Source organism: Georgenia thermotolerans, from assembly GCF_009193185.1.
GTDB classification, from domain to species: domain Bacteria; phylum Actinomycetota; class Actinomycetes; order Actinomycetales; family Actinomycetaceae; genus Georgenia; species Georgenia thermotolerans.
Genome location: NZ_VUKF01000077.1, coordinates 1 through 11,170 on the forward strand (window position 1 = coordinate 1; position 11,170 = coordinate 11,170).

7 protein-coding genes are annotated in these 11,170 nt (G+C 77.8%); 5 read left to right on the forward strand and 2 right to left on the reverse strand.

Annotation, left to right across the window (positions count from 1 at the left end; all coding sequences use genetic code 11):
• The first annotated feature begins 228 nt into the window (after positions 1 to 228).
• A complete protein-coding gene (locus GD970_RS20820; RefSeq protein ID WP_152204802.1) occupies positions 229 to 1,311 on the forward strand; it encodes a ThiF family adenylyltransferase in 1,083 nt (360 codons plus the stop codon).
• A gap of 140 nt (positions 1,312 to 1,451) precedes the next feature.
• Here GD970_RS20820 and GD970_RS20825 read toward each other — a convergent pair whose 3' ends face one another.
• Together GD970_RS20825 and GD970_RS20830 are read right to left on the reverse strand one after the other, a co-directional pair.
• Positions 1,452 to 1,826 (reverse strand): WhiB family transcriptional regulator, encoded by a 375-nt coding sequence (locus tag GD970_RS20825; RefSeq protein WP_152204803.1) that lies wholly within the window; start codon positions 1,824 to 1,826, stop codon positions 1,452 to 1,454.
• A gap of 485 nt (positions 1,827 to 2,311) precedes the next feature.
• Positions 2,312 to 4,348: an ATP-dependent DNA helicase UvrD2 gene (locus GD970_RS20830; RefSeq protein ID WP_152204804.1), complete on the reverse strand. Its 2,037-nt coding sequence runs from the start codon at positions 4,346 to 4,348 to the stop codon at positions 2,312 to 2,314.
• A gap of 142 nt (positions 4,349 to 4,490) precedes the next feature.
• Between GD970_RS20830 and GD970_RS20835 the strand changes: the two genes are divergently transcribed.
• From GD970_RS20835 to GD970_RS20845, 4 genes are all read left to right on the forward strand, one after another.
• Positions 4,491 to 4,751: a mycoredoxin gene (locus GD970_RS20835; RefSeq protein ID WP_152204805.1), complete on the forward strand. Its 261-nt coding sequence runs from the start codon at positions 4,491 to 4,493 to the stop codon at positions 4,749 to 4,751.
• A 170-nt stretch (positions 4,752 to 4,921) separates the two neighbouring features.
• Positions 4,922 to 5,290 (forward strand): hypothetical protein, encoded by a 369-nt coding sequence (locus GD970_RS21910; RefSeq protein ID WP_170297347.1) that lies wholly within the window; start codon positions 4,922 to 4,924, stop codon positions 5,288 to 5,290.
• Positions 5,287 to 7,929 (forward strand): vWA domain-containing protein, encoded by a 2,643-nt coding sequence (locus GD970_RS20840; protein ID WP_193315010.1) that lies wholly within the window; start codon positions 5,287 to 5,289, stop codon positions 7,927 to 7,929. The genes GD970_RS21910 and GD970_RS20840 overlap by 4 nt, the downstream gene beginning before the upstream one ends.
• Positions 7,930 to 7,952: 23 nt before the next feature.
• On the forward strand, positions 7,953 to 11,170 hold a 3,218-nt coding region (locus GD970_RS20845), incomplete at its 3' end, for a tubulin-like doman-containing protein (protein ID WP_152204807.1).

Here is an 11,170-nt window from a genome sequence, read left to right on the forward strand (position 1 = left end):
GGGCCCGGAGGAGCCCGGCCGCCCGGGCGGGCCCGCGCCGGCCTAGCCGCGAGGCCCGGCCTCTCCTCCCTCTCCCCCGCCCGGCGCCCGGGCCGGCTCCGGCGATCCCGGGACCGTCCGGCCGGCCGGCTTGTCCACAGCGGGCCGCGCGCGTCCCGCGCGGGGTGGCCGCCGCGTGCCACGCTCGGCGCGGGCCGGTCGGCGGACCGGCGGGGAGGGGGACCTGCCGTGCGACTGCGTCCTGGCCTGAGCGTGCTGTGGCGAGGGGCCGGCGAGACCCAGGTCGGCGTGGACCCGCGGTGCTCGGTGCTCCTGCGCGACCTCACCCCCGCCGAGCAGCGCGTGCTCGAGGCCCTGGTGCGCGCCCCGACCGAGGCCGACCTGCTGCGGCTGGGCCGGTCGGCGGGCGTGGCCCCCGAGCGCGTCCGCGAGCTGATCGCCCGGCTGGAGGCCGCCCAGGTGCTCGATCCCCGCGCCCGGCCGGCGTGGCCGCTGGCGGAGCCGCGCCCGGAGGAGGCCTACTGGTCGCGGCTGCGCCCCGACGGCGACGGCGGCGCCGTGCTGGAGGCCCGGGCACGGGCGAGCGTCGGCGTCGTCGGCCTCGACCGGCTCGGGCTCACGCTGGCCATGGGCCTCGCCGACGCCGGCATCGGCACGGTGCTCCTGGAGGACGGCGCGGCGGTGCAGGAGTCCGACGTCGGCCCGTACCACCCGCGTGCCGTCGGCGGGCGGCGCGCCGAGCAGGCGGTCGGCCACCTGCGCTCGGTGCATCCGCACGTCCGCACGTCCGCGCCGCCCGGTGCGCGGCCCGACGTCGTGGTCGTGGTCGCGACGGCGGTGGCGGACCCGGTGCGGCTGGCCACCCTGCGCCGCGCCGCCATCACCCACCTGCCGGTCGTCGTCGGCGACGTCGAGGTCACCGTCGGGCCGCTCGTCGTGCCCGGCCAGGGCCCCTGCACCCGGTGTGTCGACCTGCACCGCACGGACGCCGACCCGGCGTGGCCCGCCGTGGCCACCCAGCTGCTCACGGCCGCCCCGGCGCCGACGGAGGCCACGCTGGCGACGCTCGGCGCGGCGCTGGCGGCCCAGCAGGTGCTCGCGGCCGTGGACGGGCGCGCGGTGGCGGTGGCGGGGGCCACCCTGACGGTCGACGCGCTCGGCCCGCTGCCGGCGCTCCGGGGGTGGAGCGCCCACCCGGGCTGCACGTGCGCGACGGACGGCGCCGCGGCCGGGCGGCAGGGCGGGCGAACCGTGGCGGACGGCGCCACGGCCCGCCGGCCGGCGCCCACCGTGGCGTCGGCCGGGAGCTGAGCCGGGCCCCGGGCCGGCACGACCGGAACGACGGGCAACGCCCTGCACGAACGGGAGGACGGGCCGAGCCCGGCACCATCGGTGCCGGGCTCGGCCCGTCCCCTGCCCCGGGGCACCTGCCCGGGGGCTCCTACGGCGCGTCACGCCGCCGACTCGTCCTTCCGCGGGCGACCGCGGCCCCGCTTGCGCGCGACGACGACACCGTCCTGGAAGACCTCGCCACCCCACACGCCCCACGGCTCTCCGCGCTCGAGCGCCCCCGCGAGGCACGCCTCACGCACCGGGCAGGTGCGGCACAGGGCCTTGGCGCGCTCGACGTCGGCGGTGCGCTCGGCGAACCACAGGTCGCTGTCCTCGGCCTCCTGGCACGGCGTGCCACCGGGCGAGGTGGGGGTGGACAGCAGGCCCCAGCCGGCGTCGCCGGCCAGGCGCCGCTCCGCTTCGGACTCGGGCGTCGCGGGCCAGGACGTCGACGCGCCCTGGCTGATCTGGTCGATAAGGCTGGTGAGCTGCACGAGTGCTCCTGAATTTCCGTTCACGTCTTCCGGGGCCGTGGCCCGCGGTCCGTCAAAGGTGACGATGGCCGCGGACCCGATGGGTTCCGCGGCCGGTGAACGTGCAGCTCGTGCAGTCCTAGATCCGGGTCGCGGTCCCCTGGGAGGTGCCGATGGGCGCGGTGCGACGACGCACCTTCGCCACGGCGGTGCCGAGGAGGGGTGTGTGATCGTCACTCGCCGGCGTGCACACGGCGTAGATTTCCTTGATCACTTCCTGGCACCTCCCTCAGCAGCGGGGACCCCTTCGTGCTGGCTAGGCAGGGGCCCGGTCGACTCGGACACGATGGAGCCTAGAGGGCACCCGAGCGCGCGGGCAATCTCTTTTTCCGAATTCGCCCAGAATTCACCCGGACGGATGAGCGGAGGTCATCCCCGGGGATGAGTCGACGGGCGCTCGGCACGCCTTTTCGCGCTGTTTTCGCTCTGTGGCGATGCGGTCGCGGCTACCGCGAGAGCCACTCCTGCACGTCGACGTCCTCCCCGCGCACGACGGCGAGGACCTGGGGGCCGTACGCCTCGAGCTTCGTGGCGCCGATGCCCCGCAGCACGGCGAGCTGGCGCAGGTCCTTCGGCTTGGCGGTGGCGATGGCCTGCAGCGTGGTGTCGTGCAGGACGGTGTAGGCCGGCTTGCTCACGGCCTTGGCGACCTCGCCGCGCCAGCTGCGCAGCCGCTCGAACAGCTCCACGTCGGCGGGGTTCTCGGCGGCGAAGGTCTCGGTGCGTGCCCGCGCCGCGGCCCGCCGGGACAGGCGACCCCCGTGGACCCCGTCCCCGCCGTCGGGCCAGACGCCGTCGAGGAAGCGTGAGCGCTTGCGCGAGGCCCGCCCGCCGACGGTGCGGGCGCGGGCGAAGGAGAGCTGGAGGTGCTCGCGGGCGCGGGTGATGCCCACGTAGAGCAGGCGCCGCTCCTCGGCGATCGCGTCCTCGCCCTCGGCCAGCGAGATGGGCAGCAGGCCCTCCGACACGCCCACGAGGAACACCGCGTCCCACTCGAGCCCCTTGGCCGCGTGGAGGCTGGCGAGGGTCACCCCCTCCACCGTGGGCGCGTTCTGGGCGGCCATGCGCTCGTCGAGCTCGGCGACCAGGCCGGCCATGTCGGCGCTCCGGGTGGCGTGCAGGTCGTCGGCGAGGTTGACCAGGGAGTTGAGCGACTCCCACCGCTCGCGCACGGCCCCGCGGGCCGCCGGCGGCTCCGGCGACCAGCCGCCGGAGGCGAGCACGTCGCGCACCGCCTCCGGCATCGGCTGGTCGGCGCTGGAGCGCACCGCCCCGCGCAGCATGAGGATCGCCTCGCGGACCTCCCGGCGGGAGAAGAACCGTTCGCCGCCGCGCACGAGGTAGCCGATGCCGGCGTCGGCCAGGGCCTGCTCGATCGCCTCGGACTGGCTGTTGGTGCGGTACAGCACGGCGATCTCGCTGAGGGCGACGCCCTGGCGCTGCAGGGCGCCGATGCGCTCGGCGACGTCGCGGGCCTCGGCGAGCTCGTCGTCGTAGGTCTCGAACCGCACCGGGACCGAGGACGGCCGCTGGGCGACCAGCTCGACGGCGGCGGAGGACCGGTGCCGCCCGGCACGCGCGAGGACCCGGTTGGCCAGGTCGACCACCTGCGGGGTGGAGCGGTAGTCCCGGACGAGCCGGACCACCTGCGCCCCGGCGTAGCGGCGCGGGAAGTCGGTGAGGAAGGCGGGGGTGGCGCCGGTGAAGGAGTAGATGGTCTGCGAGACGTCCCCGACCACGCACAGCTCGCGCCGGTTGCCCAGCCACAGGTCGAGCAGGCGCTGCTGGAGCGGGGAGACGTCCTGGTACTCGTCGACGACGAAGTGGCGGTACTGGCTGCGCACCTGCGCCGCGACGTCCTCCCGCTCGAGCAGGATCCCGACCAGCAGGAGCAGCACGTCCTCGAAGTCGATGACGCCGCGCTCGTTCTTGACGTCCTCGTAGACCGACAGCAGCCGGGCGACGGTGGCGAGGTCGTGCCCGGCGGCGCCCTCGCGCCCGGTGCGGGCCGCCTTGGCGGCGTAGTCCTCCGTGGTGACGAGGGAGACCTTGGCCCACTCGACCTCCCCGGCCAGGTCGCGCACGGCGACCCGGTCGGCGCCCAGGCCGAGGCGGCCGGCGGCCTCGGCGACGAGGGAGGCCTTGTGCTCGGCGATGCGCGGGACCTGCCCGCCGATCGCCGTCGGCCAGAAGTAGGACAGCTGGCGCAGGGCGGCGGCGTGGAAGGTGCGCGCCTGCACCCCGGCCACCCCCAGGTCGCGCAGCCGCGAGCGCATCTCCCCCGCGGCACGGGCGGTGAAGGTCACCGCCAGGACCGTCTGGGGGTTGTAGACCCCGGACCGCACGCCGTTCGCGATGCGGTACGTGATCGCGCGGGTCTTGCCCGTGCCCGCCCCCGCCAGCACGCACAGCGGCCCGGTCAGGTGCTCGGCCACGGCGCGCTGGTCGTCGTCCAACGCCGCCAGCAGCTCTTCGGTACTCATCGGCCCCAGTCTCTCAGCCGCCACCGACAGGCCCACCGCCCGTCCCCACGACGTGAGGCTCCTCACTGCGGCGCCGGGCGGCCTGCGGAAGAATCGGGGCGTCGTGGGCGTTTGAAATCACAACGACAGGAAGGAGTCCTCCATGACGACGCAGGCACCCGAGGCCGGCACCATCACCATGTACTCGACCACCTGGTGCGGCTACTGCCGTCGGCTGAAGAGCCAGCTGGAGAGCGAGGGCATCTCCTACACCGAGGTCAACATCGAGGAGGACGAGGCCTCGGCGAAGTACGTGGAGTCGGTCAACGGCGGCAACCAGACCGTGCCGACGGTCGTCTTCCCGGACGGCTCCGCGGCGACGAACCCCTCCCTCGCCGAGGTCGTCAAGCGCCTGGGCAACTGAGCTCGGCCCGGCCCGCGGCCGGGCCGCCGGACCCCGCACCCGCTCGGGTGCGGGGTCCGGCGTCTGCACGGGGGTTGTCGGAGGGGCCTGGCCGGGCCTGACGCGCCCAGGTCGCCCGAGTACCGTTCATCACCAAGGTGCTCGCGGGCGAGAACGGGAAGGGCGCCCCGATGGCTCATGGACGAGCGGGATCGCGGGCTGACGGCGCGGCGGCCGGCTCCCGGGCGGTGCGCGCCCCGGCGTGGCCCGCGTCGGCCGCGCTGGCCGCCGCGACCGCGTCGGTGCTGCTCGTCGCCGTCGACCTGGCCGCAGCCGACACCCCGACGGCGTTCCGCGCCGCCGTGGCCGGGTACCTCCTCGGCGCGGTCGCGGCGGGCGTCCTCGTGCAGGTCCACCGCATCCTGCGCCGCCGCGCCGGCGCCTCGCCCTGGTACAACCCGGCGGCGGCGCTGGAGCGGGCCGCGACCCTCGCCGTCGTCCTCGGGCTGACCTCCGGGGCGTGGCATGCCTTCGTCGTCGCCACGGAGCTCGCGAAGTGAACGCCCGCCGGGCGGCCGGCCTCGTCCTCGCCGCGGCCCTGCTCCTGCTCGCGCCCCCGGCGCGGGCCCAGGCGGACGCGCTGAGCGACGTCGGCCAGCGCACGTTCGCCCAGGTCGCCGGGTGCGCGGCGGGCGCGGACCACCTGCTCGTCGCCATCGTCGTCGACGAGTCGAGCAGCCTGCGCGCGACCGACCCGGGCAACCGGCGGGTGGAGGCGATCGCCACCGCGGTCAGCTCCCTCGCCGCCCTGCCGCGGGCCGGCGGCCGGCTCGACGTGGAGGCGAACCTCGCCACGTTCGGGTCCGCCTACACCGAGCTGGTGCCGTGGGGCGGGGTCGAGGGCGCCCACGCCGACGCGCTCGTGGGCGCCGCCCGCGCCGAGCTGCCCCGCCGCGACCGGGCCGACGAGACCGACTACCGCGTGGCGCTGCGCGGCGCCCAGCAGTCCCTGCAGCAGCGCCAGGCCGCCCTCGGCGGCACCTCGTGCCCGGTGCTGCTGTGGTTCACCGACGGCGAGCTCGACGTCGGCGCCGCCACCCCGGCGGCCGCCGCCCAGCTGTGCGACCCGCAGGGCCTGGTCGACGGGCTGCGCGGCGCGCGCATCCCGGTCGTCGCCGTCGCCCTGTTCACCGACTCCGGGCCCGGGGCGGTGCCGCCCGCCGCCCGCGAGCAGCTGCGTGCCATCGCCGAGGGCGGTGGCGACGGCACCCGCTGCGGCGCCCAGCCGGTGCCCGCCGACGCCGCGCCCGGGGCCTACCTGCGCGCCGACCGGCCCGCCGAGCTGCGCCGGCTCTTCGCCGGCGTCGCCGCGCTCCTCGAGGGCGGCCGCGCCGCCACCCGGACCAGCTGCCCCGGCGACGCCTGCCCCGGCGGCGCCCTGCCCGTCCCCCTCGACCGCGGCGTCGCCGGCTTCCGCGCCGTGCTCGAGACCGCCGCGCCGCCGCGCCTGGTCGCGCCGGACGGCGGCCAGCTCCCGCTGGCCCCCGGCTCGAGCACCGTGCAGGGCGCCGACGTCCTCGTCACCAGCGCGCAGGGGCTCACCACCGTCTCGGTGACCTATCCCGCCGGCCCGCCGCGCCCGGGGGTGTGGACCGTGGAGGTCGGCGGCCCGGCCACGGTCGACGTGTACTACTTCTGGGGCGTGGCGCTCAGCGTCGCCGCCCCGGACGGGATCGTCGTCGGCCGGCCGTCACGGGTGGAGGTGACCGCCCGCTTCCCCGACGGCACCCCCGTCGACCCCGCCGCGTACCGGGCGCTGCGGCTGACCCTGCGCGCGGGCGGGGCCGACGTCCCCCTCGCGGCGCCCGCCGGCGGCACCGCCGGCGGCGAGGTGACGGTCCCGCTGGGCGGGCCCGCGGCCGTGCCGCTGTCGGCGCTCGCCTCGGCCACCTCCGCGCCGAGCGGCATCGCCCTGGGCCCGGTGGCCGCGAGCGCCACGGTGCCCGCCGCCCTGCCGCCGGCCTTCCCGCGCCTGGACACGCCCCGGCTGGCGTTCCCTCCCCTCTCCGGCACCACGTCGGCGACCGGCACCCTGCGCCTCACCGGGAGCGACCGCGGCCCCACCCGCGCCTGCTACGCCGTCGGCCCGCTCACCGGCCCCGCCCTGGCGGGCCGGGTGGCCGTGACCGCGGACCAGCGGTGCCTGGACCTGCCCGCCGGCGCCGAGCGGGGCTGGGACTTCCGGCTGCGCACCGGCGGGCCCGCGGACGGGCGCGTCGAGGGCACGCTGACCCTCACGCTCACCGCCGCGGACGGGCAGGCGACCACGACCGTGGCGGTCCCGGTCACCGCCGGCCTGGTGCGCCCGGTCAACGAGCCGCTGCGCTGGGGGCTCGTCGCGGCGCTGATGCTCCTGGCGCTGGCGGTGCCCTGCGGCATCGGCTGGGTGGGCAACGCGGCGGTGGGCCGGTTCGCCCTCGGGCCCCGCACCCGGGTGGCCGGCGTGCCGGTGGTCCTCACGCCCGGCGGGCCCCACCGGGCCGACGGCGCAGCGGCCCTCCTCACCCCGGACGACTTCCGGTACCTGCCCGAGCCGGCGCCGCGCCGGGTCACCCGCCTCGACGCCGCCGGCCTGCGCTTCTGGCGGACCCTGCCGCTCGTGCCGTTCGCGGAGCCGGCCGCGTGGGTGCGGAGCACCGCGGGCGAGCTCGTGGCGAGCACCGACGCCCGGCAGCCGTGGCTGGACGGGCGCCGGGCGCGCGCCGCCTTCGGCCTGGGCGCCGTCCTCTACCTCGCGCTCGAGCCCGGGGAGGGCGAGGTCCGGGGGCGCCTGGTGTGCGTGGCCGAGGAGACCGCCGGCCTCGCCGACCTGGTCGACGCCGCCCGCGCCGAGGTCGACCGCAGCGGCGCGGTGTGGGAGGAGATCCACCGGCGGGTCACCGCGCTGCGGCCCGCCGAGCCGGCGGTCGTGCCCGCGGGCGCGGAGCAGGCGGCCGCGGACGCCGCCGGCGGCGGGGAGGCCGCGCCGGAGTACCGCCCGCTGTGGGACGACGCCCGCGAGCCCGGCGCCGGGGCGCCGCCGTGGGACGGCGGCGGGCACCGGTGGGACGACGCCCCCTGGGACGACGACGCCCGCCGCGAGGACCACGGCCACCCACCGACCCGGGACGACGACGCCCCGCCGTCGGTGTTCCGATGAGCGACCCGAAGGGGTGAGCAGGCATGCTGCGACCGTTCCTGATGATCGGGGTGGGCGGGTCGGGCGGGAAGACGCTGCGCGTCGTCCGCGACGAGCTGCTGCGCCGCATGGAGCAGCTGGGCTGGGAGGGCGACCTGCCGGCGGCCTGGCAGCTGCTGCACCTCGACGTGCCCACCCAGGCCGACGGCAACGACCCGGACCTGCCCGCCCAGCTCCCCCCGGGCGGCTACCGCGGCCTGGTCAAGACCGGCCTGACCTACCGCCACATCGACGCCGCCCTGGCGGGCGCGGGGCGCACCCCGGCCGGCGACGCCATGGGCACCTGGCGCCCCGACCCGGACAAGGTCAACATTCCGGCGAGCAAGGGCGCCGGGCAGTACCGGGCGCTGGGCCGGGTCATCACCCTGGCGAGCCTGCAGGACCTGCGCGACGCCGTCGGCGCCGCCCGGCGGGCGCTGACCGGCGCGGAGGTGGTCGGCGAGCTCCAGCGGGCCACCCGGCTGCTCGGCGGCGCCCCGGCCGCCGCCGCGCCGGACCCGGTGGTCCTGGTCATCTGCTCGGTGGCCGGCGGCACCGGCGCCGGCGCGGTCATCGACGTGTGCGACACCGTCCGGGCGCTCGGGGAGCCCTGGGCCTCGGAGAGCATCGGCCTGCTCTACGCCCCCGACGTCTTCGACTACCTGCCCGAGGAGCACCGCCGCGGGGTGCGCCCGAACTCCCTGGCCACCCTCGGGGAGCTGCTGGCCGGGTACTGGAACACCGAGGGCCCCGGGGAGGAGACCAGCGCCCTGCTCGCCGCGCACGGCATCCAGCTCGGCGCGGTCAACCGGCTCGGCCCGCGCTACCCCTTCCTCGTGGGCAACCGCAACGAGCAGGTCTCCTACGGCACCCAGAACGCGGTCTACCGGGCGATCGGCCGGTCGGTCGCCGCCTGGGTGACCTCGGCGACGCTGCAGGAGCGGCTGACGGCGACGGTGCAGGGCAACTGGTCCGCCACCGCCCAGGCGGTCACCGACCACCTGCCCGTCCACGCCGCCGGCACCGAGACCCCGTTCACCGCGCTGGGGTCCGCCCGGGTGGGGCTCGGGCGCGACCGGTTCCGGGACTACGCGGCCGAGCACCTGGCCCGGGCCGCCGTCGAGCGCGTGCTGCGCCGCCACGAGGAGCTGCGCCTGCCCGACGACGAGCGCATCCCCCGGCGCCTCGTCGCCGACGTCGCCCAGGACGTCTTCGGCGCCTTCCTCACCGCCTCGGGCCTGGACGAGCGCGGCGACGGCGCCCACGACGTCCTCGACGGGCTGCGGCCCGAGACCCAGGCCGGGCTCGCCCGGGCCCTGGCGGACACCCTGCACCGGCGCGTCGCCGAGGGCGTCGGCGACCGGGGCCTGTCCGCCGTCGAGGTCCGCCACCGCATCCTCACCGAGACGGCCGCCCGCGAGCCGGCCTTCCGCGACGAGCTGCGCCTGGCCCGCCACGCCCGGGGCCGGGACTGGGTCGCCCAGGTGCAGCGGCACCTGGCCGACCACACCGCCCGCTTCCTCGCCGTCCACGGCGGGCCGGTCACCGCCGCCATCCTCGGCATGCTCGCCACCGAGCTGGGCCGGGTCCGCGAGGAGCTGCGCGAGACCGCCGCGCGCCACCAGCGCTGGTCGCTGGGGCGCGAGCAGGCCGTCGCCCAGGAGGTCGACCGCGGCGGCGCCACCCTGACCGGCGCCTCCCCCGCCATCCTCGCCGGCGTGCGCCGCGCCGTCGACGTCCTCATCAGCCAGGACGAGGCGGAGCTGCGCGAGATGGCCGCCGCCCTGCTGCCCGACCTCGTCGACAACCTGCTCGAGCCGCTGCGCGCGGCGGTCGAGCGCGGCACGGCGGCGCTGGCCCAGGCGGAGGTCGCCCCGGTCGACGGGCGCCCGTCCCCCATCGCGCTGTGGCCCGTCGGGGACGCGGTGCCCGAACGGCTGCGCCCCGCCCCCAACGAGTTCCTCCTCGAGCCGACCACCGCCTACCCGCGCATCCTCGCCGACCTGGTCACCCGCACGGTGGAGGCCGCCGGGCCGGGCGACGCCCGGCGCGAGGCGGTCACCCAGGTCGTCCTCGACACCGACGACGTCGCGGCCGGCGCGCAGCACCTGCTGCGCCAGCGCACCGGGTGGGTGCCGCGCGAGGACGCGCTGCGCGCCGGCGTCCTCACCGCCCCGTCCCGGGCGGCCTTCGAGCTCGACGTCTCCGGCACGGCGCTGCTGGGCCGCGCGCGGCGGTGGCTGGGCCGGGAGGGCACCGCCGTGGGGCGCTACCTGGGCGAGGGGCTGCGCGACCACCTCGACCCCGACCGGGCCGAGCCCGCCGACCACGCCCGGCGCCTGGCGGCCTTCGAGGGCGCGCTCGTCTCCGCGCTCGACGCCTCGGCCCCGCTGGTGAAGATCAACCCGGGGGTGCTCGTGCAGGTCCACGACGTCCACTCCGCCACCCACGTGCTCTCCTTCAGCGAGATCCCCCTGCCCGAGCGCTCGCCCGGGCGGGAGGTCGTGCGGCGGGTGCTGCAGAGCCGCGGGCAGTGGTCCGCCGACGTCGCCGCCGCCCTCGGGGAGGGCACCGAGGCGGCGATCGACGTCTTCAGCGTGCTGGCCACGCCCTACGAGCCGGTCGTGTTCGACTCCCTCATGAAGCCCATCGCCAGCGAGTGGGGCGCGCGCAGCACCACGCCGGACACGCGCGCGGAGTTCTGGCGCTGGCGCCGGGCGCGGTCGCTGACCGAGGCGCTGCCCATCTCCCCGGCCATCCGGCGGGCGATGGTGCGCGGCTGGTTCACCGCCCGGATCCTCGACCAGGTCCGGCTCGCCCCGCTCACCGCCCAGATCTGGGTGCCCGACCAGGTGGGCGGGGGCGGCGGCTTCCGCAGCTTCCCCGACCCGCTGCTGACCACCGACGTGGTGCACAGCCGGGAGATGCTGCCGGTGGTCCTGCAGTCGATCCTGCTCGCGCTGGTGGAGGTCAACACCCGCGCCAGCCGCGAGCCGCTGGCGCCCTACCTGCGGCTGCGCGAGCTGGGCCGGTCCGGCCTGGGCGGCGGGTACGAGGCCTACGAGAACCCCGCGACGGAGCTGCGGGACTGGATCGTCGGCGGCCCGGGCGCGGCCTACGACGGCGTCCGCGGCAGCCGCGCGCACGCCGGCGCGCGGACCGCCGCCCCGGAGGCGGGGTCTGCGGAGGCGAGGGCCCCGGAGGCCGGCGCCCCCGCCCCCGG

Coding starts and splice junctions, on each gene's coding strand:
- GD970_RS20830 (WP_152204804.1), bottom strand. CDS start 4,348: ATGAGTACCGAAGAGCTGCTGGCGGCGTTGGACGACGACCAGCGCGCC.
- GD970_RS20835 (WP_152204805.1), top strand. CDS start 4,491: ATGACGACGCAGGCACCCGAGGCCGGCACCATCACCATGTACTCGACC.
- GD970_RS21910 (WP_170297347.1), top strand. CDS start 4,922: ATGGCTCATGGACGAGCGGGATCGCGGGCTGACGGCGCGGCGGCCGGC.